General features: G+C 55.7%; 20 protein-coding genes. 16 read left to right on the top strand and 4 right to left on the bottom strand.

The features are described 5' to 3' along the window. The first annotated feature begins 37 nt into the window (after positions 1-37). The 7 genes from JFT87_RS10265 (at position 38) to JFT87_RS10240 (ending at position 9,595) form a co-directional block, all read left to right on the top strand. The gene (locus JFT87_RS10265) at positions 38-3,829 is read left to right on the top strand and encodes a hypothetical protein (protein ID WP_201200957.1); all 3,792 of its coding nucleotides are present in this window, start codon (positions 38-40) and stop codon (positions 3,827-3,829) included. Continuing rightward, the gene (locus tag JFT87_RS28360; protein ID WP_242487246.1) at positions 3,829-4,086 is read left to right on the top strand and encodes a hypothetical protein; all 258 of its coding nucleotides are present in this window, start codon (positions 3,829-3,831) and stop codon (positions 4,084-4,086) included. The genes JFT87_RS10265 and JFT87_RS28360 overlap by 1 nt, the downstream gene beginning before the upstream one ends. 152 nt (positions 4,087-4,238) lie before the next feature. Continuing rightward, positions 4,239-4,892, top strand: coding sequence for a hypothetical protein (locus JFT87_RS10260; RefSeq protein ID WP_242487245.1), 654 nt, complete (start codon positions 4,239-4,241; stop codon positions 4,890-4,892). Between the two features lie 88 nt (positions 4,893-4,980). Then, positions 4,981-5,400 (top strand): hypothetical protein, encoded by a 420-nt coding sequence (locus JFT87_RS10255; protein WP_201200955.1) that lies wholly within the window; start codon positions 4,981-4,983, stop codon positions 5,398-5,400. 128 nt (positions 5,401-5,528) lie between these two features. After that, complete coding sequence (locus JFT87_RS10250; protein ID WP_201200953.1) at positions 5,529-6,344, top strand: hypothetical protein; 816 nt, start codon at positions 5,529-5,531, stop codon at positions 6,342-6,344. A gap of 282 nt (positions 6,345-6,626) precedes the next feature. Then, entirely contained in the window at positions 6,627-7,778 is a 1,152-nt protein-coding gene (locus JFT87_RS10245; protein WP_201200951.1) for a hypothetical protein, read from the top strand. 1,148 nt (positions 7,779-8,926) lie between these two features. Further along, positions 8,927-9,595 carry a hypothetical protein gene (locus JFT87_RS10240; RefSeq protein ID WP_201205148.1) on the top strand — a complete coding sequence of 223 codons (669 nt, stop codon included), beginning with the start codon at positions 8,927-8,929 and terminating at the stop codon, positions 9,593-9,595. Between the two features lie 17 nt (positions 9,596-9,612). Here the strand turns inward: JFT87_RS10240 and JFT87_RS10235 are convergent, their stop codons facing one another. Further along, positions 9,613-10,332: a tellurite resistance TerB family protein gene (locus JFT87_RS10235; RefSeq protein WP_201200948.1), complete on the bottom strand. Its 720-nt coding sequence runs from the start codon at positions 10,330-10,332 to the stop codon at positions 9,613-9,615. A gap of 198 nt (positions 10,333-10,530) precedes the next feature. Between JFT87_RS10235 and JFT87_RS10230 the strand changes: the two genes are divergently transcribed. From JFT87_RS10230 to JFT87_RS10195, 8 genes are all read left to right on the top strand, one after another. Further along, positions 10,531-11,445: a LysR family transcriptional regulator gene (locus tag JFT87_RS10230; protein ID WP_201200946.1), complete on the top strand. Its 915-nt coding sequence runs from the start codon at positions 10,531-10,533 to the stop codon at positions 11,443-11,445. A gap of 132 nt (positions 11,446-11,577) precedes the next feature. Further along, positions 11,578-13,035 (top strand): gamma-aminobutyraldehyde dehydrogenase, encoded by a 1,458-nt coding sequence (locus JFT87_RS10225; RefSeq protein ID WP_201205146.1) that lies wholly within the window; start codon positions 11,578-11,580, stop codon positions 13,033-13,035. A gap of 82 nt (positions 13,036-13,117) precedes the next feature. Next, positions 13,118-14,269 (top strand): putative ABC transporter substrate-binding protein YdcS, encoded by a 1,152-nt coding sequence (ydcS, locus tag JFT87_RS10220; RefSeq protein ID WP_201200944.1) that lies wholly within the window; start codon positions 13,118-13,120, stop codon positions 14,267-14,269. Positions 14,270-14,534: 265 nt separating this feature from the next. Beyond that, the gene (locus JFT87_RS10215; RefSeq protein WP_201200942.1) at positions 14,535-15,572 is read left to right on the top strand and encodes an ABC transporter ATP-binding protein; all 1,038 of its coding nucleotides are present in this window, start codon (positions 14,535-14,537) and stop codon (positions 15,570-15,572) included. A gap of 1 nt (position 15,573) precedes the next feature. After that, the gene (locus JFT87_RS10210; RefSeq protein WP_201200941.1) at positions 15,574-16,521 is read left to right on the top strand and encodes an ABC transporter permease; all 948 of its coding nucleotides are present in this window, start codon (positions 15,574-15,576) and stop codon (positions 16,519-16,521) included. After that, positions 16,511-17,338 (top strand): ABC transporter permease, encoded by an 828-nt coding sequence (locus JFT87_RS10205; RefSeq protein WP_108574865.1) that lies wholly within the window; start codon positions 16,511-16,513, stop codon positions 17,336-17,338. The genes JFT87_RS10210 and JFT87_RS10205 overlap by 11 nt, the downstream gene beginning before the upstream one ends. A 174-nt stretch (positions 17,339-17,512) precedes the next feature. After that, on the top strand, positions 17,513-18,937 hold the full coding sequence (locus JFT87_RS10200) for a gamma-aminobutyraldehyde dehydrogenase (protein ID WP_201200940.1): 1,425 nt from the start codon (positions 17,513-17,515) through the stop codon (positions 18,935-18,937). Positions 18,938-19,172: 235 nt separating this feature from the next. After that, entirely contained in the window at positions 19,173-20,657 is a 1,485-nt protein-coding gene (locus JFT87_RS10195; protein WP_201200939.1) for an APC family permease, read from the top strand. Between the two features lie 58 nt (positions 20,658-20,715). Here JFT87_RS10195 and JFT87_RS10190 read toward each other — a convergent pair whose 3' ends face one another. The 3 genes from JFT87_RS10190 to JFT87_RS10180 form a co-directional block, all read right to left on the bottom strand. After that, positions 20,716-21,273 (bottom strand): hypothetical protein, encoded by a 558-nt coding sequence (locus JFT87_RS10190; protein WP_201200938.1) that lies wholly within the window; start codon positions 21,271-21,273, stop codon positions 20,716-20,718. 5 nt (positions 21,274-21,278) lie between these two features. After that, positions 21,279-21,860 carry a ComF family protein gene (locus JFT87_RS10185; protein ID WP_201200937.1) on the bottom strand — a complete coding sequence of 194 codons (582 nt, stop codon included), beginning with the start codon at positions 21,858-21,860 and terminating at the stop codon, positions 21,279-21,281. 380 nt (positions 21,861-22,240) lie between these two features. After that, positions 22,241-22,426: a hypothetical protein gene (locus JFT87_RS10180; protein WP_201200936.1), complete on the bottom strand. Its 186-nt coding sequence runs from the start codon at positions 22,424-22,426 to the stop codon at positions 22,241-22,243. Between the two features lie 402 nt (positions 22,427-22,828). Between JFT87_RS10180 and JFT87_RS10175 the strand changes: the two genes are divergently transcribed. Next, positions 22,829-24,454 carry a glucan biosynthesis protein D gene (locus tag JFT87_RS10175; protein WP_201200934.1) on the top strand — a complete coding sequence of 542 codons (1,626 nt, stop codon included), beginning with the start codon at positions 22,829-22,831 and terminating at the stop codon, positions 24,452-24,454. Positions 24,455-24,563: the final 109 nt, after the last annotated feature.

Raw genomic sequence — 24,563 nt, 5'->3', positions numbered from 1 at the left:
TCTTCAAATCCAGTTCCAAGGACAAGGAGTCCCTGACATGAGTAAAATCGTTGGGAGCTTGAGCTCTGGCCCGGCTTGCGAAGCTGCAAAAGTAATCGTGCAAGTGATTGGCAAAGACCATTCTGAAAGTCAGAAAGTTGTACTGTGTGACGCGGCTGACAAAGTGCAGAAAGCACAAATGGAACTACTGGAAAAAGAAATCTGCAGTAGCGCCCTGCACGTATGGGATTGCACAGGGCAAAACAGGCGAAAACTCTGGCTGGAAATAGCTTCGACGGAGGGCAAACCCATCCGTTTGCCTCTACTAGCTGATGTTCGCTCGACTCCACGTGAAGCAGATGCGCAGTGGAATCAGCTCGTACCGGTTCTCCCTTTTGTTTCGCTTCCAGGATCGAAAAGTGCTAACGATTACGGCACGCCTGTACTAGCCCGCGCTGGATTCATCTACATCTTCTACCAGGAAAAATTGTGGCGTGAACTGGAAGTTCGAATTACAGAAGGGAAGACAACCTATCATGACGTAGATATTGCTCACTACCGCAAGGGCAACGCATTCAAAACCGGAGAGCGCAAAGTCACGGGATCTCCGCTGGAAGATATCTGGATTCCCGCACGCTGGAACAATCAACGAGTAGGTGGCCTCCAGATTTGTTTTTCTGAAATTCAACTGCCAGCGATACGCCTGCAACGCTTGGAAGAGGACAACCAGCTGCGCGGTCTGCGCTGCAAACGCTTTCAGGACCTGACGTGTTCAAACAAGGGATTCAAGGATCTGTATACCGGCAAGCCTGATGGAAACGCCATGCTGGAAGCGTTCTCGAATTTTGACGTGTACAACTACACCAATACTACGGCGGCGACTCAAGCCACCGTCGTCAAGCGCAATATGGAAATCGGATGTTTTCCTGTCAGAGTGGCGGCACCTCAACGAGCGCGTGAACCCGGTTTTGAATGGTTGCTCGATCATCCGGGCCGTTATCTGTGCGACCTCTCCGGGCAATTTCCAGTAACAGCCAGCCAGAAAGCCAAAGCCTTTCTCCAGGCCTGCGCCAAAGGCACTTCGGAAGACAACGATCCTGTACGTCATACCGAACTGCTTGAGTTGAGTGCCGTCGCTGATGCGCTGGCAGCGTCAATGCCCGCAACAGTTTCACCTGACAACAAACAAGAGTCCTCCGATCCCTGGCAAGCCCACGACAGCGCCACGGATGTCCTCGCCAACGCACGACAACGGCAAATTTGCGGTGTTGTCCTGGAGGATCCACGTTATCGACTGCACCATCTGAAGAATCGTCTCGAGACCCATCACAACCTTTTGCAAGTTTGCGCTCGTCATGCAGCAATGCAAGCAAACCATGCCAGTGCCTTGGTCATCCAACAATTGGTTGTCCCGCGTGCTTTGCAAGGCAGCCCCAATCCATTGCATGCAAGCTTGGAAAAAATCAGCGCAAAGGGAAAACAAAGCATCAATCGATGCACTGCGGTACTGGAACGAGCGATGGTCTGGCAGCACATGAACAGTGCTCAGAATTTACTGACCGAAAGTCTGCAGCAAGACATTACGCAACAAACGCTTGCCGATCACTTGAGTACGGACGGCTTTGATTATGTATCAGCCCTCTTCGTCATCAGTCAGACCATTGCCGCGATTGCCACACCGCCTTCGCGACTTGACCCCTTAGCCCCAAGCGGTGATGTCGTCGATGCGGTAAGCGGTTTCACTTTTTACAGTCCAAAAGCTACTCCGGGTCAGAAGTGGCTCTCTACTCAAGCCACTACGAAAACGCCGCTGCACCTTATGCTGTGGCCAGAGAGTGATTTGGAGCGAGCATGCAAGCCTTATGAAGTTCCGACCGAGACTTTGAAGAACAAAGGTGATGGCCTTTTCCGCCCCTGCGAATTGGCAAAACTTGAAAACAAAGCGGCACCTTCTCCTACCCAGCAAACGACGCTGGACGCCAGTATCGTGGCCAACCTGTTGGCGGGAGCAAGTCTCAACAGTTTCTTGATCACCAGCGGCAAGAACATCAACGGCGCATTAATGAGTATTTATGACACCTTGCAAGGTGCCGTAGATGCCGCATTTGCTGCAACCGAACCACCACGAACAGAATTCCGTCAAGCGCGCGCAGCAGCAAGTACAAGTCGTGCGGAGCAAACCCGGCTTGACGATCGTCTTGAGCGGACGCGCGCCCAGTTGGCGGCCCGCGCTCGTCCGATTAATGTAAAACTGCACGCCCAAGGTGTGGAGCAACTGCGTAGTATGTTGCCAAATACTTTTGGCCCAGCCTATTTCATGCGCAGAGGTCAGGTGACGCAGAATTATTACCTTTTTGGCCTCGAAGATCTGCCATCACGCCAGTCAGTTCCCAAGGCGTTCTATGGAGAGTTTTTGGATAACCGCGGCAAATTGCTAGGTAGTACTGATAGGACTCGCATGCCGGGTACCGGTGTCGAAACGGCGGACCATCTTGTACTTGCAATTCCGCGTAATCACAGCACTGCGCAACTGGTCAGCAATATGAACAAGCAGTTGACGGCAGCCCAGCAATCGGCGGCGTCGACAAGTGCAGCCAACAGCCGAGTAATGCAAGCCAATACCGCGCTGGCAAATGCAGTTGAACAACACGGTGCTCGTAGTAACGCTGCCGCCTTCCGAATACTGAATTCACGCCCCTTTTCCGTTGGAGTGTTGATGATTGAGATTTGGAATGTGAATGCGGAGTTGCAAGGTATCGAGCAAAATATACGAGAAAAGGGACGTGTCAGGGCTATGAGTGGCGTTGCCGGCGCGTACGTTGATCTCGTCATAGCGCTCGAAGCCTTAACGATAAAACTCGGAGGAACAAACTCGGCCTTGGCTGCTGCGCGAAAAACACTTTTTGAAATTTCAAGCAAAGATGCTGAAAGATTTTTCGGCAAATTGGCCGCTGGGCGAATCACGAAAATAGTTACCGCACGTTTGCTGGTTCAATCCTTTTCCGGAACTTTGTTTGCAGGGCTGAGCCTTTACGATGCCTGGTATGCATGGCAATGGAACGACGATGCAATGTACGGATATCTGCTCATGGCAGGAGGTGCCATGGCGGGTGTTGCCGCTGGATTAATGACGGCTACACCTGTCCTCGGACTGACGCCTCTAGGCTGGTTGGCACTTCTGTTAATCGGTGCTGGAGCTGGATTAGTACTTTGGCTCAGCAACACACCCTTAGCTGACTGGCTATCCAATGGCCCTTTTGGTTCAGGCAATAACGCTGCCGGACATCTTCAGGACCCGCAGGAAGCCTTCTATAGGCTAGTAGGCCTACTTGCGGGAATAAATATCTCCGTCGACACAGCAAATAGTTTTTTTGAGCCCAACGCAAAGTTCGACGTCAACGCAGAGTTGCCGTATGAAGTTCGTAGTTCCAACACAGTCATTCGCCTGACCAGCAGGCTGCCAGGGCTATTGGGAAGTTTAGGCAGTATCGGTATCTACGCCGATTGCCGTATGCGACAGATTGAAATAAATTATTTTAGAGGTGCGCCAATATCCACAACAAAGACATTATCCAATGCGCCAGCACCTTTTAAAGCACAGCGAATTTATGCAGACACTTTGGAACTCTATCTAGACACCCCTCAAAGTAGGTCTGTGCCTAATAGATATTCTGGTTTTGAATGGGCAGTTCGTGCACAATTCACTCTTAAGAGTGCGACAGAAATACGTTATTTCCCAGCACCAAGCGTTAAAGACTCTACACGATATGGCCCTGAATTTGCCAATGCGGATTTCAACAAGACTAACCGGCCTTTCTGGGCCGATGAACAGACTCATAAGGCCACGTAATGTATAGCATCAAACAACAGTTTTATTACGCGCAAAATGCATACGATTCACGTCAAATCCCCAATCAAGCAGATGCGTCACGCCGTAGTTTTTTACATAAAACTATCGGCTGCCGATTACCATGGGGCAACACTCAAGAAGTCGTACCTATAAGAATATTGGAGGATCCCACTCCTGAAACGATGCGCTTCTGGAAGGATCATGAGAGAAAAAAGAATGAAAAAAAGCGAATGGCACCTATGTTCCTCGCCCTTTAGAACATTTTGATCTTCACATCAAACATGATCACGAAGTTATACGTCATGCTCAATTACCTTTCCGATCTCAATTCTGGCTGTTCTTAAGAGGAGGAGGAAAATGGCTAACCATTATCTTAATACCAATCCTGATATTAACCCACTTTACGGTAATGTCTTCATCCGAAGAAACCGCATGGGAATTTACCAGCGGGTTGATTTTAAGCTTTTATTCTTGGGCTATTGGCGTACCGCTGGCGTCCTGGGCGATTGGTCATATAGTCATTAACAACTTTCCAGCATTTTGGTTCCGCCCTCCCGCTGGCCCTCTCTGGGAGCTAAACCGACGTACCGGCAAGTTGAAAATCTTCAATTACAAAAACTTTAAAACCCAAGGCAAAATAGAAGAGGCAGAAGCTCCTTTCTATGAATTCGATGCTTACATTATTACAAGCCCAGATCGCCAAGGCACGCCAATGAATGGATTATCACTAGCGCATCGTTATCGTGACATCGGCATTAATTTTAATGACTTAATAGCTCCAGACAATACTACACAGCAACCCTGCGCACTGTGGGATTTTTTACAAAACTTTATGGATATTAGCCGTCCATTGCCCGAGATTCCCGCACACGAACCCTATCGCCACTTGGATCCCGTTACAGCCTCCCACGATTTGAAAAATGGTCGAAACGCACGTTACTGGATTGACATGGAAAACGACACATTCAATATCAAAGTCAAACAAATGCGTACCCGAATAGATACCATCGACACATTCAACCGCCCAAATCTTATGGCAATGCATGTGAAATATCCCGACTGATGTTATCAGCATTAACAGCAACCGTTATCCTTTGTATGTGGCTGGAGCTATATTTGCCGCCCCAACTGAGATAGACGAAGATTAGACAGTGAATATTAACGATATAAAAACCCTATTAAACTCTAAATTTAGCGAAAGCCACCTATACAGCATTCTCCACGCCGACGAGCCCACCGGACAACTTCCGATGAGTTTACTCAGCATTGAAGATCAAAAAGAAAACTACATGGCGATAGCCGCAGGGGACGGGACCTACCGAGGAATGATCACTGGAGTCCTTGCGGGCGTCGGTGGCCTGCTATTTATCTTTTTGACTATATTCAATGCTTTAAACGGCGACATGCAGAGTGCTCTAGAAACGGGAGTGGTTGCACTACTACTGTTTCTACTCCCTTTATGTGGGAAACACTTCGCCCTCTTCCACTGCCAATATTATTCAATCGCCGCACCCAAGAAGTTTATTTCCAGCACGAAGATGACTTGTACCATACCCCTTGGGAAGGAATAGCAGCGACCTCCTATCAATTTGAAATGGTCGGCCCTAATAGCGGCCTTACGCGTCATGCAGCCTTGGAAGTTCTGGTATAAAACTTCGAAAACTCTGAAAACCAGATACTTATCAGCGTGGGATTACCAATGGGCAAAAGCCTGGACATGCAGAAAAGCTGCTGGGCACTGACTGCTCGCAGCGCACTTTTGGCGAAAGGATTGCAGAGTCATGCGATTGCACATCTTCAAGTCCAGATGGGTAAGTTGCATGTCGGCTTGGGATCAATGACATACCTATTCGGAGCATATGCTGCCGGTGCAAGTCTCGTAGGTTATCAAAGCAGTTGGGAGCAAGCTGTTAGAAGCGGAAATGAAGGTGCTCAGGCTGGAGCGATCATGTCGATGGCCGGTTCAGGTGGATTATTGGCAAGTAATATCTATGGGCTCGGCAGCACGCTTTACTCAAACTATACCGTGCTGGCGGCCGAGCAAGGGGCTGTCCGAACAGCTGCATGGGCTGCATCAGGTGTCCGTTTATCAAGTGTATTTTTCCGTGCAAACCTGGCAGGTGCTGTGTTTACCGCGCTGGAGTTGGGCGGGAACTATGTTTACAACTACTACAACACTACGCCGCATGATCAATGGCTTCAAAGTACTCCTTGGGGAGAAGACGCTAGCAAACGCAAGTCGTTGAGTCTTGCTGGTTACCAAAGCTCCTTGATAGCGATAGTACAGGCGCCTTCCGTGCAGGTCGGTCGTGTGGAATACGACTCCTGGTGGAAAAACCTGCTGCTAAGAGCCAAGATCGGCGACATACATTTATTGTTGCCCGGACTTGATACAGCTGCATTCAATAGCCCCGTTGGGAGGTCAGCCCAGTCACCAGTTAAAAATCGGTGCGTACCGTATCAACACGATCCTCGTCGATGCCAGACAGACCATCGAGCGCTGGGAAATTCTTAGTGAGCCCGTCGATGCGAGACTCCGCCGTATTGAAGACCAGCAGATTGTTCTCTGCGTCGGTTACCCTGAGACCGAGGAGCGAATTGTCGGCAAATCTCAAGAGGAATTGATGCTGGTTGTAGCGATTCAAAGCACAGGTTCGAATGGTATAGCTCAGCAGAGAACGCACTATATTCGTGTCGATCCAAGGAGCAGTGGCGCTTTTCCTTCTATTGATAGTTCCACCGCCCCCTCACGCGCCTCTGCTTCAAGTAGAGCCCCTGATGTTGGAATTGGCTTCGCATGTCTAAAAATCTTGAGCTTGAACCGATCGATATGACAGCAATAAAATTGCACAACGCAGGAGATGTCGAACAGTTCCCCTCTGGCAATACGACGTACCTGGCACCGCTACCTCTTCCAACAGAGGCATTGCCACACAGCCCTTACGTGAGCGAGCTCAACGAGACATATCTGGACTTCGGCGGAGGAAAACCTCAAGTATTTTCATGGCAGATGACGCTGGGCGGCCCTTTTACTGCTGCGTTCTTGATGATTTTAGGCATCCCTTTAATTGTTGGACTAATTGCTGCCTCAAGTGGTTTTGCGCTGACTGAGGTAATGGAGTTTAGTAAAGACCTTTTTATCACGGCCCGAAAACCAGCCATCTGTATGTTCATAGGTGGACTTACTGTTGGGTTAGCGGTGTGGATCTACCAACACAACAAATTCACAGAAGTCATCCCCACCCGTTTCAATCGCCAACGCCGAGAAGTCTGCTTCATGCCCACAGGCGCAGAGGCTCCAATCTTCGCCCCCTGGGAATCACTCTCTGCCTGGGTGGTTCAGGCTCAAGGCGCCTCACAGTACGGCGTCCGGCGTCAGTACGGTATGGGCATGGGGATTCACCATAAAGGGCAACTGGTCAGCATCGAGTTCATGTGCGGTGGGATGCCGCTGGCCATTGCCCATTGGGAAGCCGTCCGCGCCTACATGGAATACGAAGTTCACGACCTCAAAAGCATTCAAGACCCAATGGATTTACAAGGCTCTGACGATCCTGCTCATGAAGGCATGCACACCTTCCGCAACGCCCGCAGGCGCCTGCACCGCAGGATTGCTGAAAAAGAGGTTGGCTGGGTGTATGCCTTTTTCTGGTACCTCTACCACATCATGACGTTCTGGACTTTGCCCAACCGCCTCGTCGAATGGGAAGTGCGGCGCATCGCCAAGGTCGGCCGCAAAAAACTGCCTGAGGCCATGCAAGCATGGTCAGAATCGATCCCCGAGGAGCAATGGGCGAAGCCAAGCGAGGAACTGATTCGTCTGAGCAAATACGTCAAAGAACAGAAACAGCGCACGCCATTGCGCGCGATCACAGAGATTTTTGCAGAGGTTTATCAGCGCGAAAAAAATGCTGCCGGAGGTCATGAGCGAAAGTCCGGGCGTTCGTGAGGCGGCTCTGGAATTGACTTCGCATGTCTAAAATTTGAAATCGAACCGATCGATATGACAGCAATAAAATTGCACAACGCAGGAGATGTCGAACAGTTCCCCTCTGGCAATACGACGTACCTGGCACCGCTACCTCTTCCGACAGAGGCATTGCCACACAGCCCTTACGTGAGTGAACTCAACGAGACATATCAGGATTTCGGCGGAGGAAAATCTCAAGTATTCTCATGGCAGATGACGCAGGGCATTCCGTTTATTGGAGCACTCTGATGATCCTGGCAGCGCCTAAGGTAGCAGCGCTTTCGTTGGACTCGACTAGCGTGCTTTACATCGTCCCCGCAAGCCTACCCATAATTCAGCTAAGCCCCCTAGATCGTTACAATGTACGCGCAACTCAAGGTTTAAAAATTAGTGCTAATTTTCAACTAAGCTCAGATCAGCAAGGCGAGCACTTGATTTTACTCCAGCCCAGCCCAACCCTAAAAAATGGTCAGAATTTTCACCGTCAAACCGTCGACTACCGCCAGACAATCTGCCAGTAAATGAAACACCCCCTATTGGCAAATTGAAACCACTGAGCTCCCCGTGTGACATTTAAATTGGATATCCCATATGCTGTAAGCGCGTATTACAGCACCAACCAAGAAGCGTTGCCACCACCCAAATCGGCACAAGACCTCAATCGTTCAGGCACCTTTGATACTCATCTTGCTTTTGGTCACTACGCATACCTAGAGCCAGAAATGGAAGTTACTGCCCAATTAGAGGATAAAGAGCAGTCTGCACATAGCCGACAGCGGGAGGCGGGAAACACCGAAAATATATACTGCAACGCGAAGCGCTGGCAATTTCAAAGCACCACTAAGATTCCACACCTACTATTTATACTTAAATTAATTTGTATCTGTTTCGTATCAGCTGTTTGGGGACTCGGAATAGTCATTGAGTTCGTCCCCGACACAGGGAGAAGCGATGTTAATGCGTTTTATATGTTAATTGGATGCATAGCTATCGTGGCTGCCATGTATATTTCACTTGCGCTATTCATGAGCGGCAAAAAACTGGTGCATCAGATCCAAATCGGCGGTTTCGTGATTTTCGCCGGTATCGTTTTATGGAGATATGGTTCACTTTTTGGAACTGGCAGCATGCAAGTTTGCCTCTGGCTAGACACATTTCTTTATTTCGTAGCAACTATCGGGACTGATAGCCTGCTATGGCTGTACGGTAGAATAAGCACCCACGACGGAAGCGAGTTCAATCGCCTCGACGGAATGCTCCGTTTCAAGCGTCGTTTCCGTAAACTCTTTGTTGCCCCCTTCGAAGAGTTCGATCCTGTGCTGCAGATTCTACCTAGCGGTTACGGTTCCCACGACTACGCCCTGTGGCTGCACCACCGCTATACCGACAACAAGGTATGCCTAGCCACCAAGGTACATGCCTTGGGTCTCGACCAGCCAAATGCACTGGCTTTCTGGGATTGCCTGCAACGTTACATGGATGTCACGCAACCGCTACCTGACCTTCCTGTACTTGAGCAAAGTCGTCATCTTGATCTCGTCACTGTGACCCACGATGCCAAAACCGGACGTAACCCAAGACTATGGCGAGATCAATCGGAAAAAGCCTGGCTGGCAACGGGCTCCAAAGCGCTGAGCAAGCAGCTCGAAGAATATCCATGGCAACAAAAACCATGCATTGTTAAAGCACGTATTGACCCATCTTTAACAATTGAGGCGTATTACCGATCCCAAGAAGCGAAAGGTATATTTGCCACCCCCAAGGCCGATGATTTTGATGATGTGCATCGGCCCTGAAGAGGTAGAGGTAGGCTTCAGCCCAACTGGCGCACCTGTTTCTCCAGCTCAGCCTTCAACCCCGGCTCCAGCTTCAACTGCCGTGCCAGTTCATCGAGGTAGGACTTTTCCATGAAGCTCTCCTCATCCACCAGCATCACACTGGCGATATACATCTCGGCGGCCATTTCCGGAGTGCTGGCGGCGCGGGCGACGTCGCTTGGGTCGAGGGGCTTGTTGAGTTCGGTGTGCAGCCAGTGCTGCAGTTCCTGGTCGTTATCGAGCTTGGTGAATTCACCTTCGATCAATGCGCGCTCACGCTCATCGACGTGGCCATCGGCTTTGGCCGCGGCTACCAGCGCCTTGAGAATCGCCTGGCTGTGTTGTTCAACCTGCGCCGCCGGCAAGCGGTCGATGGTTTGCGGCTCAGCCTTCGGTGCCGTGCCCTGCTGGGCTTGCCAGTTGCCAAAAGCCTTGTAGGCAATCACGCCCAACGCCGCGAGACCGCCATAGGTCAGGACCTTGCCGCCGACACTGCGCCCCTTCTTGCTACCGAGCAACAGGCCCATTGCACCGGCCGCCAAAGCACCGCCCCCCGCCCCCGAGAGCAAGCTGCCGAGGCCGCCCGAGCCACCGCTGCCGCCAAGCAAACCACCCAATCCACCGCCGGATGACTTGTTCTGATGACCGCCGGCCTTGTCCTTCAACAGGTCCTGGCCGGATTTGAGTAGCTGATCGAGCAATCCACGGGTGTTCATTTGCTGCCTCCACGAATTCGGGATAACCGGATGATTCAGGCCCTCAGCCTAGATCGAAAGTGCCCGGTGCCTGCCCGCGAGAGTGCTTCCAGATGTTGCTCGGCCCTTGCGACTCGCCGAGGCGTCAGGCTGGGCCATCGATTAAAAAGATATACACTCGAACAAATCTATAAAAACCGCCCACCGGGTACTGTTCCCATGATGACTTTGCGTCAGATCCGTCATTTCATCGCTGTGGCCGAGACCGGTTCGATCTCCGCCGCCGCGCAAACCGCGTTTATTTCCCAGTCCACCCTGACTCTGGCGATCCAGCAACTGGAGCAGGAAATCGGCGTCAGCCTGTTCAACCGCCACGCCAAGGGCATGACCCTGACCCACCAGGGCCATCAATTCCTGCGCCAGGCGCACTTGATTCTGGCGACGGTGGACAACGCCAAGCGCAGCCTTCAGCAAAGCACCGACCAAGTGGCCGGGCAGTTGATCGTCGGCGTGACCAGCCTCGTTGCCGGTTATTACCTGGCGGATCTGCTCACCCGATTCCAGCGCGCCTACCCCAACGTCGAGATTCGGGTGATGGAGGATGAGCGCCCTTACATCGAGCATTTGCTGGTCAGCGGCGAGATTGATGTCGGCGTGCTGATCCTTTCCAATCTCGAAGACCGCCACGCCTTGCAGACCGAAGTGCTGACCCACTCGCCCCACCGCTTGTGGCTGCCGGCGCAGCATCCGTTGCTGGAACACGACAGCATCAACCTCGCTGACGTGGCCCGCGAACCTCTGATTCAGTTGAACGTCGATGAAATGGACCGCAACGCCCAGCGCATGTGGTCAGCAGCCTCGCTGCAACCGCGCATCACCTTGAGAACTGCGTCGACGGAAGCCGTGCGAAGCCTGGTGGCGGCGGGACTGGGCGTGTCGATCCAGCCCGACATGACCTACCGCCCCTGGTCACTGGAGGGCGACATCATCGAAGCCCGGCCGATTGCCGACCTCAGCCAGACCCTCGACGTCGGCCTGGCCTGGCGTCGCGGCACCGCCCGGCCGGCGCTGGTCGACCCGTTCCTGACCGTCGCCCGGGAACAACCCCACGGCGGGCGCAAGCCATCTATTTAATCGAACGTCACCTTCAGTATTTAGTATTTGTCGACCTCGGGCCCGCGCACTAGTCTTGTGACATCGACATAAGACGGCCGTGCCCCAGTCGCTGGGAGCACCATGGCCACACAAGAAAAGAGAACCCGAAAAATGGCTGGCGCGCAGACCCCGTTGTTCACCGCGTTGTTGATCGATGGCGAATTGGTCGCGGGCCAGGGCTTTGTCGAACCGATCCTCAACCCGGCCACCGGCGAAGTACTGACCCACATCGCCGAAGCCAGCACCGAGCAAGTCGAAGCTGCGATTCTCGCCGCCCACCGCGCCTTCGCCAGTTGGTCGCGCACCACGCCGCAGCAACGTTCGAATCTGTTGCTGGACATCGCCAACGCCATCGAAAAAAACGCCGACCTGCTCGCCCGCCTCGAATCCCTGAACTGCGGCAAGCCGTTGCACTTGGCCCGTCAGGACGACCTGAGCGCCACAGTCGATGTGTTCCGTTTCTTCGCTGGCGCCGTGCGCTGCCAGACCGGTCAGCTCAGCGGCGAATACCTGCCGGGTTACACCAGCATGGTCCGCCGCGATCCTATCGGGGTCGTCGCGTCCATCGCGCCGTGGAACTACCCGATCATGATGGCCGCGTGGAAAATCGCCCCGGCCCTGGCCGCCGGCAACACCCTGGTATTCAAGCCCTCCGAACATACGCCGCTGTCGATCCTCGCCCTGGCGCCAGCGCTGGCCGAAATCCTGCCGCGCGGGGTGATCAACATCATCTGCGGTGGTGGTGAAGGCGTTGGCAGCCATTTGGTCAGCCACCCGAAAGTGCGCATGGTCTCGCTGACCGGCGATATCGTCACCGGGCAAAAAATCCTCCAGGCCGCGGCGAAAACCCTCAAACGCACGCACCTCGAACTCGGCGGAAAAGCCCCGGTGATCGTCTGCAACGACGCGGACATTCAAGCGGTGGTCGACGGTGTGCGCACCTACGGCTATTACAATGCTGGCCAGGACTGCACCGCCGCATGCCGGATTTATGCACAGGCCGGAATTCATGACCGTTTGGTAGCCGAACTTGGCGCAGCCGTCAGCAGCCTGCGCTTCGCCGGTAAACGCGACGCCGACAATGAAATCGGCCCGCTGATCAGCACCCGCCAGCGCGACCGCGTGGCCAGTTTCGTCGAGCGCGCCCTCGGCCAGCCGCACATTGAACGCGTTACTGGCGCGGCCGTGCATTCCGGCGCCGGCTTCTATTACCAGCCGACGCTGCTGGCCGGCTGCAAACAGAGCGATGAAATCGTCCAGCGCGAAGTGTTCGGGCCGGTGGTCACCGTGACCCGTTTTGATGAACTGGCACAAGCCGTGGACTGGGCTAACGACTCGGAATACGGCCTCGCCTCTTCGGTCTGGACCCAGAACCTCGACAAAGCCATGCAGGTCGCGGCGCGCCTTCAGTACGGCTGCACCTGGATCAACAGCCATTTCATGCTGGTCAGCGAAATGCCCCATGGCGGCCTGAAACGTTCGGGCTACGGCAAAGACTTATCCAGCGATTCGCTTCAGGACTACAGCGTGGTGCGGCACATCATGGCCCGCCACGGCCAGCATCTCTGACTACGCTAACAACAAGCCGAAAACGGCACGCTTCACCACGTTCACAACTGCCCCGACCATAATTAAAGAAGAGGGAAACCCCATGTTCGTGCACAAGACCGCACTGCTCAGTGCAATCACCACCGCACTGCTGGCCAGTGCCAGTATCCAGGCCGCCGAACCGCTGAAAGCCGTCGGTGCCGGCGAAGGTCAGTTGGATATCGTCGCCTGGCCCGGCTACATCGAACGTGGCGAGAGCGACAAGGCCTACGACTGGGTGACCGGTTTCGAAAAGGAAACCGGCTGCAAGGTCAACGTCAAGACCGCCGCCACCTCCGATGAAATGGTCAGCTTGATGGCCAAGGGTGGTTACGACCTGGTCACCGCGTCCGGCGATGCGTCGCTGCGATTGATCGTCGGCAAGCGTGTGCAACCGATCAACACGGCGTTGATCCCGAACTGGAAAGGCCTCGACCCGCGCCTCAAAGATGCGCCGTGGTACGTGGTCAACAAGCAGACTTATGGCACTCCATACCAGTGGGGCCCGAACGTGCTGATGTACAACACCAACGTGTTCAAGACTGCGCCGACCAGTTGGAACGTAGTGTTCGACGCGCAAAACCTGCCGGACGGCAAGCCGAACAAAGGTCGTGTGCAGGCCTATGACGGCCCGATCTACATCGCCGACGCCGCGCTGTACCTGAAAAGCACCAAGCCGGAACTGGGCATCCAGAGCCCGTACGAGCTGACCGAAACCCAGTACAAAGCCGTGCTCGATCTGTTGCGCGCCCAGCAGCCGCTGATCCACCGCTACTGGCACGACACCACCGTGCAGATGAGTGACTTCAAAAACGAAGGCGTGGTCGCGTCCAGCGCCTGGCCGTATCAGGTCAACGGCCTGATGAACGAGAAGCAGCCGATCGCTTCGACCATCCCGAAAGAAGGCGCCACCGGCTGGGCCGACACCACCATGCTGCACGCCGAGGCCAAACACCCGAACTGCGCCTACAAGTGGATGGACTGGTCGCTGCAACCGAAAGTCCAGGGTGACGTCGCCGCGTGGTTCGGCTCGTTGCCAGCGGTGCCGGCGGCTTGCCAGGGCAGCGAACTGTTGGGCGCCGAGGGTTGCAAGACCAACGGTTTCGACCAGTTCGAGAAGATTGCCTTCTGGACAACCCCGCAGGCTGAAGGCGGCAAGTTCGTACCGTACAGCCGCTGGACCCAGGATTACATCGCGATTATGGGCGGCAGGTAGCTCTTGACAACGACGCGGTCTGCTCCCTTTCCCCCTCGCCCCCCTGGGGAGAGGGCTGGGGTGAGGGGGTAGCTTTTGACCTTGCCCTTGATCTCAGAGCAATGGCCGAAACCGCCACCCTCACTCCCCGCCCTCTCCCGGAGGGAGAGGGAGCTAAAAGCAATCTCAGCGCCCTGCACACCTACTGTAGGAGCTGCCGCAGGCTGCGATCTTTTCGACGCACACACGACTTTTTTGAAAGCCCGCTTTACCGGAGCACCGCACCATGACGCTTGCAGTCCAGTTCACCAACGTTTCCCGTCAGTTCGGCGAAGTGAAGGCCGTTGACCGGGTTTCCATCGATATTCAGGACGGCGAGTTCTTTTCCATGCTCGGCCCTTCCGGCTCGGGCAAAACCACTTGTCTGCGCCTGATCGCCGGTTTTGAACAACCGAGCGCAGGCTCGATCCGTATTCACGGCGAAGAGGCCGCCGGGCTGCCGCCGTACCAGCGTGACGTGAACACCGTGTTCCAGGATTACGCGCTGTTCCCGCACATGAACGTTCGCGACAACGTCGCCTACGGTTTGAAAGTCAAAGGCGTCGGTAAAGCCGAACGCCAGAAGCGCGCCGAAGAAGCCCTCGACATGGTCGCCCTCGGTGGCTACGGCGAGCGCAAACCGGTGCAACTGTCCGGCGGTCAACGCCAGCGTGTGGCCCTGGCCCGCGCCTTGGTCAATCGTCCGCGCGTGTTGCTGCTCGACGAACCACTCGGTGCTCTCGACCTGAAGCTGCGCGAGCAAATGCAAAGCGAGCTGAAGAAGCTGCAACGCCAGCTCGGCATCACCTTCATCTTCGTCACCCACGACCAGACCGAAGCGCTGTCGATGTCCGACCGCGTGGCCGTTTTCAACAAGGGTCGCATCGAGCAGGTCGACACCCCGCGCAACCTCTACATGAAACCGGCCACCACATTCGTCGCTGAATTCGTCGGCACCTCCAACGTGATTCGCGGCGATCTGGCGAAGCAGTTGAGCGGCAATCCGCAGCCGTTTTCGATTCGCCCGGAACACGTGCGTTTCGCCGAAGGCCCGCTGGCCAGCCATGAGATTGAAGTCAGCGGCTTGCTGCACGACATCCAGTACCAAGGCAGCGCCACCCGCTATGAAGTGAAACTGGAAAACGGCCAGACCCTGAACATCAGTCAGGCCAACGTCCAGTGGCTGGACACCAGCGCCCAGCACCAGACCGGGCAACGCATCAGCGCGCGCTGGGCACGCGAGGCGATGATCCCGCTGCACGACAATGTTGTGGGCGGGGTGTGAGATGAACAGCGTGGCTCTCCCTCAAACGTCGGCCAGCGGTTCGCCGTTGCGCAGGTTTTCCAATCTGCTGTATCGCCGGCCCAACTTCTATCTGTCGCTGCTGCTGGTGCCGCCGCTGCTGTGGTTCGGCGCGATCTACCTCGGCTCGCTGCTGGTGCTGTTGTGGCAAGGTTTCTACACCTTCGATGACTTCACCATGGCGGTCACCCCCGACCTGACCCTGGCGAACTTCGCTGCACTGTTCCAGCCGTCGAACTTCGACATCATCCTGCGCACCTTGAGCATGGCGATTGTCGTGTCGATTGCCAGCGCCATCGTCGCGTTCCCGATCGCCTATTACATGGCGCGCTACACCACCGGTAAGACCAAGGCGTTTTTCTACATCGCGGTGATGATGCCGATGTGGGCCAGTTACATCGTCAAGGCCTACGCCTGGACCTTGCTGCTGGCCAAGGGCGGCGTGGCGCAGTGGTTCGTTCAACACATGGGACTGGAGCCGGTGCTGCAATTCGTGCTCGGCATTCCCGGCGTTGGCGGCAGCACTTTGTCGACCTCGCACCTGGGCCGGTTCATGGTGTTCGTCTACATCTGGCTGCCGTTCATGATCCTGCCGATCCAGGCCTCGCTGGAGCGCCTGCCGCCGTCACTGCTGCAAGCCTCCGCTGACCTCGGCGCCAAACCGCGCCAAACGTTCATGCAGGTGATTTTGCCGCTGTCGATTCCGGGCATCGCCGCCGGTTCGATTTTCACCTTTTCCCTGACCCTCGGCGACTTCATCGTGCCGCAACTGGTGGGCCCGCCGGGCTACTTCGTCGGCAGCATGGTGTATGCCCAGCAAGGCGCGATCGGCAACATGCCGATGGCGGCGGCGTTCACGCTGGTGCCGATTGTGTTGATCGCCGTTTACCTGACCATCGTTAAACGCATGGGGGCCTTCGATGCGCTCTAAGCCAATCAAACAGGGCGATCAAGCCTCTCTGGGCCTGAAAATCGCCGCGTGGGGCGGGTTGGTGTTTCTGCACTTCCCGATCTTGATCATCTTCCTGTACGCCTTCAATACCGAAGAAGCTGCGTTCAGCTTTCCGCCCAAAGGCTTCACCCTGCACTGGTTCAGCGTGGCGTTTTCGCGCCCCGACGTGCTGGAAGCGATCAAGCTCTCGGCGCAAATCGCCGCCATCGCGACGTTGATTGCCATGGTCCTCGGCACCCTCGCGTCGGCGGCGTTGTACCGCCGCGAATTCTTCGGAAAACAAGGCATCTCGCTGATGCTGATCCTGCCGATTGCGCTGCCGGGGATCATCACCGGGATCGCGTTGCTGGCGACGTTTAAGACGCTGGGGATCGAGCCGGGGATGTTCACCATCATCGTCGGCCACGCGACCTTCTGTGTGGTGATCGTCTACAACAACGTCATCGCCCGTTTGCGCCGCACCTCGCACAGCCTGATCGAAGCCTCGATGGACCTCGGCGCCGACGGCTGGCAGACCTTCCGCTACATCGTCCTGCCGAGTCTAGGTTCGGCGCTGCTGGCCGGCGGCATGCTCGCGTTTGCGCTGTCGTTCGACGAGATCATCGTCACCACCTTCACCGCCGGCCATGAACGCACCCTGCCGCTGTGGTTGCTCAACCAGCTCAGCCGCCCACGGGACGTGCCGGTGACCAACGTCGTCGCGATGCTGGTGATGATGGTGACCATGCTGCCGATCCTCGGCGCCTATTACCTGACCCGTGGCGGCGAGAGTGTTGCGGGCAGTGGCGGGAAATAACTGACAACAATTACTCACTGTGGGAACCGAATTTACTGTGGGAGCGGGCTTGCTCGCGAAAGCGGTGTTTCAGCCAACATCAATGTTGAATGTGATGGCCTCTTCGCGAGCAAGCCCGCTCCCACATTGATTCGGTTTCGGCAGGAAAAATATAGTTTCGATGAGGACATAGAGATGCAAACCAAACTCTTGATCAACGGCCAACTGATCGACGGCGAAGGCCCCGCCCAGCAGGTGTTCAACCCGGCGCTCGGCCGAGTACTGGTCGAAATCAATGAAGCCACCGAAGCCCAGGTCGACGCCGCCGTGCGCGCCGCCGACAACGCCTTCGAAGGCTGGTCGCAAACCCCGCCGAAAGACCGCTCGCTGCTGCTGCTCAAACTCGCCGACGCCATCGAAGCCCATGGCGAAGAGCTGGCCAAACTGGAATCGGACAACTGCGGCAAACCCTACAGTGCCGCGCTGAACGATGAGATCCCGGCGATTGCCGACGTGTTTCGTTTCTTCGCTGGCGCCAGCCGCTGCATGAGTGGTTCGGCCGGCGGTGAATACCTGGCCGGTCACACCTCGATGATCCGCCGCGATCCGGTCGGCGTGATCGCCTCTATCGCGCCGTGGAACTACCCGCTGATGATGGTCGCCTGGAAAATCGCCCCGGCCCTGGCCGCCGGTAATACCGTGGTGCTCAAACCGTCGGAACAAACCCCGCTGACCGCATTGCGTCTGGCGCAACTGGCGTCGGAAATCTTCCCGGCGGGCGTGCTCAATCTGGTGTTCGGTCGTGGTCCTACCGTCGGCAGTCCGCTGGTTACGCATCCGAAAGTGCGCATGGTGTCGCTGACCGGCTCCATCGCCACCGGCGCGAACATCATTTCCAGCACCGCCGACAGCGTTAAACGCATGCACATGGAACTGGGCGGCAAGGCCCCGGTGATCATCTTTGACGACGCTGATATCGACGCCGCGGTGGAAGGTATTCGTACCTTCGGCTTCTACAACGCAGGGCAAGACTGCACCGCCGCATGCCGTATCTACGCCCAGGCCGGCATCTACGAAAAATTCGTCGAGAAGCTTGGCGCGGCGGTCAGCACCATCAAGTACGGTTTGCAGGATGACCCGGCGACCGAGTTGGGGCCGCTGATCACCGCGCAACATCGCGACCGCGTGGCCGGGTTTGTCGAGCGTGCCGTGGCGCAGTCGCACATCCGTTTGGTCACGGGCGGCAAGGCTGTGGAAGGCAATGGTTTCTTCTTTGAACCGACCGTATTAGCCGATGCGCAGCAGGACGATGAAATCGTCCGTCGTGAAGTGTTCGGGCCGGTGGTGTCAGTGACCAAATTCACCGATGAAGCGCAGGTGCTGGGCTGGGCCAACGATTCGGACTACGGCCTCGCATCGTCAGTCTGGACCGCCGATGTCGGTCGCGCCCATCGCCTCGCTGCACGCTTGCAATACGGCTGCACCTGGGTGAACACGCACTTCATGCTGGTCAGCGAAATGCCCCATGGCGGTCAGAAATTGTCCGGCTACGGGAAGGACATGTCCATGTACGGGCTTGAGGACTACACCACCGTGCGGCATGTGATGTTCAAGCATTAAAAGCTTAAAAGCTTCGCGAGCAAGCCCGCTCCCACATTCAACCGCATTCCCCTGTGGGAGCGGGCTTGCTCGCGAAGGCGTCACCGCAATCTCAGGGAAGAAACCGGCACTAAGCACCACCCAGGTTCCACCCCAACCAAGCCAAAACAATAACCACCGACCCGGGCGGCGCCTCCAAGGCCCCGTCACGGTTTCGGACATCCGAAATCTGCCGATTTTCCGGAGCTAACAGACCATGAGTGCATCACCCGATCTCTCCGCAGCCGTTGCCGACAGCGATGCCGAGCAGCTACGCAAGCTGGGCTACACCTCGAATTTCAATCGCAGCATGAGCCTGTGGGAAAACTTCGCCCTGGGCTTCACTTACCTCTCGCCGGTTGTAGGGGTTTATACCCTGTTCGGCCTGTGCCTGGCCGCAGGCGGGCCGCCGATGTTCTGGGCCTATTTGCTGGTCGGTTGCGGCCAGTTGCTGGTGTGCCTGATCTTCGGTGAAGTGGTTTCGCAATTCCCGATTTCCGGCGGCGTCTACCCGTGGGCGCGCCGCTTGGTCGGCAAAAAATGGGCGTGGATGGTCGGCTGGATCTACTCCATCGCCCTGTGCGTCACCATCGCCGCCGTGGCGGTCGGTGCCGGTCCGTACCTGGCCGCGATGATGGGTTTTGAACCGAGCAACAACACCAACATCATCATCGCGTTGTTCCTGACGCTGTTCGCCACCCTGGTCAACCTCAGCGGCACCAAAGTGCTGGCGCGGATCGCCATGTTCGGTTTCCTCTGTGAGCTGATCGGCGCGGTCATCGTCGGCGTCTACCTGCTGGTCTTCGAGCGTCATCAACCGATCAGCGTGTTATTCAACACCTTCGACATCCGCATCGACGGCTCATACCTGCCGGCCTTCCTCACCGCCTCGCTGGCCGGGATGTTCCTGTACTACGGCTTCGAGGCCTGCGGCGATGTGGCCGAAGAAACCCCGAACCCGAGCAAGCAAATCCCGATTGCCATGCGCATGACCATCTACATCGGCGGCATCTCGGCGATGTTCGCTTGCCTGGCGCTGATCCTCGCCGTGCCGGACATGCAAGCGGTGATCAACGGCACCGACAAAGACCCGGTCACCACCATCCTCAACAACGCCTTCGGCCCAGTCGGCTCGAAAGTAGTGATGGGCGTGGTGATGATTTCCTTCATCTCCTGCGTCATCAGCCTGCAAGCGGCAGCGAGTCGTCTGCTGTATTCCTACGCTCGGGATGAAATGGTCATCGGCAGCACACTGCTGAAGAAGATTTCCCCTACAACCCAGGTGCCGGTTGCGGCGCTGTTTGTGTCCGGCGTCCTGCCAGCGGTAATCATCGCCCTCGGATTTTTCCTGCAAGACGCCGTAGCGACCATCGTCAGCTTCGCGGCCATCGGCATCTATCTGGCATTCCAGATGATCGTCCTGGCAGCGCTGTACGCACGGATGAAAGGCTGGAAACCAAGCGGCAAATTCACCCTCGGCGCGTGGGGTTTGCCGGTGAACATTGGTGCGTTGATCTACGGTGTCGGCGCGATCATCAACATGGCCTGGCCGCGTACGCCGGATGCGGCTTGGTACATCAACTACGCGATGGTGCTGAGTACGGCGATCGTGATTGGGTTGGGGTTGCTCTACATGTGGCTGGCCAAGCCGTATGACCATGGGACTGCGCCTGCGGGGGATGCCTGGAAGGTTAGTCGGTAAGAGTGTTTGATCCCGGCACCGACAAGGTGCCGGGATTCAGGGCAGCCGAGAAAAACCATCAAAAAGAAAGCTCTGCCTGATCGTGTTTCAGCAAGGAAATACGGTCGAACAGTTTGATTTTTTCGTTGGCTTTTTGCTTGGCGTGATCGGACATGAATGCAATCAACTCTTCCAACTGACTGACGTCTCCGACGACTTTGAATTCCTTTTCCTTGTTGACGAAAACAAGCGACTTTTTCTTCCTCGACAACAGTTCAATGACGTTGCTGAGCGTACCGGTGCTCTTTGCATCCCAGATCATCAAACCGTAGTCGGCTGCTTCGGCCATGACGACGTCTTTCTCGGTGAAGAAGGCTCTCGACCCTTTGGCATGTTTGGAATCGACGGTCCTCGCGGGCCATTTCCCTAGGTTATTTCTCGGTGCCGTCCCGCTGCAGAACACCGTGGTTTTGGATCGTTCGAGACTCAGCAGGTACTCCTGAATAGAGGTATCGGCACCCCCTGCATCCCCCACCACCACCTCAAACTCAGACTCCACGATATTATTGATGCGCTCTTTAACCTTCGGATCAAGGTTCTTGATGTTGATAGAGCCGGCAATAAATACAGTCGTCATTGAGTTCACTTCCAAGTTAGCGCTGCGACGTAAATTTTCCCTACCTTCGGATATTTACGCAAAACAGCGCAGGCCGCGTCCATCGACGCCCCGCTATCAAACAAATCATCTACAACCAAAACATTCCAGCGCACATCGGTGGTGATTTCATCATTGACGCTGAAACTGTCTCCAATCGCCGCAACCTTGTCGGCTTTGGAATGCAAATCCTTCAGCGACTTTCCCGTGGTCGCTTTTCGAAGCAGATCCGAGTAAACCGGCCGCCCGATAATTCGTCCCAACGCTAGGGCAACCTCAGTTACCGGTTGTCGCTGACGAATATTTGAAGCGGGCATGGGCACCACGAACCCGACCTGATTCAGTTTTGGGAACACATTTGTCGCTAACGCCTGAGCAAGTGGGCTGACCTGAGTCCAATCCTTCTGGTATTTGAGCTGGTAGGTAGCCTCGCCAATCTCAGTGCGCTGATTATCGAAGCATGGGTATCCGCGATCATCGTTGCCAAGAAAGGTACTACTTACCATGTGTTTGTCCAGCACCCAGCCCTGATCCCAAGGGCCGTTGATCTGCTTGAGAGACACCTTCATTGAATTCTCCTTTATTCATAACAATCCTTTGAGCCCTGAAACCACGGGCCGAGCATCTGCAGCGATGCGCAAGATTCAAATAAATAGCGGAAAAATCACTGGTTAGGGTTGGTCTCGCTGGCGCCAATGCAAAAACAGGCATTTCCTACAGATATGGCCTTCGCAAACAAATCCTCTTTCCTACAGAAGGTATCGACAGAACCGACTTGGCGTCTTACGTGACCTGCCGATAGGCTTTTTCTTGGCAGCGAAATCAGCGGCAGGGTTGAACAAAAAAACTGTGGCGAGGAAGCTTGCTCCCTCGCCACAGGTTTACTCCGCAATTTGATTCATCTCGCCACCGTAAAAGCCAATTGGCTTTCACGGTACCTACCCCAGCGCTAAAACCGCGAAACACTCCGCATCGCATCCACCAGATAGCGCATCGCAATCCGGTCACTCTCCGAAAGCTCTCGATAGCGCTCCACCAGTTTCAGTTCGTCAGAGCTGAGCCGACGTTTTCTGCGGCCGCTGCCGAGGCAGGGAAAGATGCCCAACATGTCGGTGATGCCTTGTATTTTTGCCATGGACGATGTCCTTCTCTAATACTGCAAAGAATTGCTTAAACACCACATCGTCCTGCCCCTTACAGCAGCGCCGTGTGCCCTGCCGGCTAAATGGGTCGCGCCGGTCATGCTCATAGAATAGAAATTAATTCGGCGCTGAAAAGCGATTTTTAGAGTAATTAGTCGAGAAAAGCAGATATGCCGTGTAAATCAGAACGTCCTGTCAGATTTTTAACCGACATGTCTTGTTTCATTGACACACTCACGCAATGAATCAACGAATTTTGCATTGTGAGCGAACGGTTTAAGCTATTTGGCATCTGTTTAAAGTCCGTTGCGTTTGGCCGAAGGCATGTCCGAACCTCCATTTTTGATCCAGCAGTGCCAGGAACGGCGCGGGATTGTTCACGACAGGTTGTACTTATGCACCGCAGGAATTTGCTCAAAGCATCCATGGCCATCGCTGCCTACACTGGTCTGTCGGCCTCCGGCCTTTTGGCCGCACGCGCCTGGGCCGGGAATGGCGCGGCTGACGGCGACGCGCAGGCGTTCGACTTCGAAGCACTGAAGATCCAGGCCAAACAGCTCGCCACCAGTCGCTATCAGGACACCAAGCAGGTGCTGCCGCCGACACTGGCGACCATGACGCCGCAGAACTTCAATGCGATTCAGTACGACGGCAAGCACTCGCTGTGGAACGAGTTGAACGGTCAGCTGGATGTGCAGTTTTTCCATGTCGGCATGGGCTTTAAGCAACCCGTGCGCATGTACAGCGTCGACCCCAAGACACGTCAGGCGCGGGAAGTGCATTTCCGCCCGTCGCTCTTCAACTATGAAAAAACCACGGTCGACACCAAGCAGCTCACCGGCGACCTGGGCTTCTCCGGGTTCAAGCTGTTCAAGGCCCCGGAACTGGACAAGCACGATGTGCTGTCCTTCCTCGGCGCCAGCTATTTCCGCGCTGTAGACGCCTCTGGCCAGTACGGTCTGTCGGCTCGCGGTCTGGCAATCGATACCTATGCCAAGAAACGTGAGGAATTCCCGGACTTCACCAAATTCTGGTTCGAGACGCCGGACAAGGACAGCACCCGCTTCGTGGTCTACGCCCTGCTCGATTCGCCGAGCGCTACCGGCGCCTACCGTTTCGACATCGATTGCCAGGCCAATCAGGTGGTCATGGCCATCGACGCGCACATCAACGCGCGCACGGCCATCGAACAACTGGGCATCGCGCCGATGACCAGCATGTTCAGCTGCGGCACCCACGAGCGGCGCATGTGCGACACCATTCACCCGCAAATCCACGACTCCGATCGACTGGCCATGTGGCGCGGTAACGGCGAGTGGATCTGCCGTCCGCTGAACAACCCGGCGACCTTGCAGTTCAACGCCTTCGCCGACACCGACCCGAAAGGTTTCGGCCTGGTGCAGACCGATCACGAGTTCGCCAGCTATCAAGACACCGTCGACTGGTACAGCAAACGCCCGAGCCTGTGGGTAGAACCTACAACCGCGTGGGGCGAAGGCTCTATCGATCTGCTGGAAATTCCTACGACCGGCGAGACCCTGGATAACATCGTCGCGTTCTGGACGCCGAAGAAGCCTGTAGCGGCCGGTGATTCGCTGAATTACGGCTACAAGCTCTACTGGAGCGCCCTGCCGCCGGTCGGCACGCCGCTGGCGCGGGTCAACGCGACTCGTTCGGGCATGGGCGGCTTCGTTGAAGGCTGGGCGCCGGGCGAGCACTACCCGGAAGTCTGGGCCCGCCGGTTTGCCGTGGACTTCACTGGCGGCGGTCTGGACCGCTTGCCGGAGGGTGCAGCGATCGAACCGGTGGTCACTTGCTCGAATGGCGAGGTAAAGGACTTCAACGTGCTGGTGCTCGATGACATCAAGGGTTACCGGATTACGTTTGACTGGTACCCGACTAATGACAGCGTCGCACCGGTGGAACTGCGGTTGTTTATTCGCACCCATGACCGGACGTTGAGTGAAACCTGGTTGTACCAGTATTTCCCGCCGGCGCCGGATAAGCGTAAGTACACCTGAGGGTAAAGGGTCGGCTGATCCGGCCCCTTCGCGAGCAAGCCCGCTCCCACATTGGTTGTGTGTACACCACAAATCCACTGTGGGAGCGGGCTTGCTCGCGAAGACGGCC

Origin of the sequence: Pseudomonas sp. TH15, from assembly GCF_016651105.1 — a bacterium.
Taxonomy (GTDB): domain Bacteria; phylum Pseudomonadota; class Gammaproteobacteria; order Pseudomonadales; family Pseudomonadaceae; genus Aquipseudomonas.
Note: the sequence above shows the minus strand (reverse complement) of the source record. Positions and strands in the feature narration are given on the sequence as shown.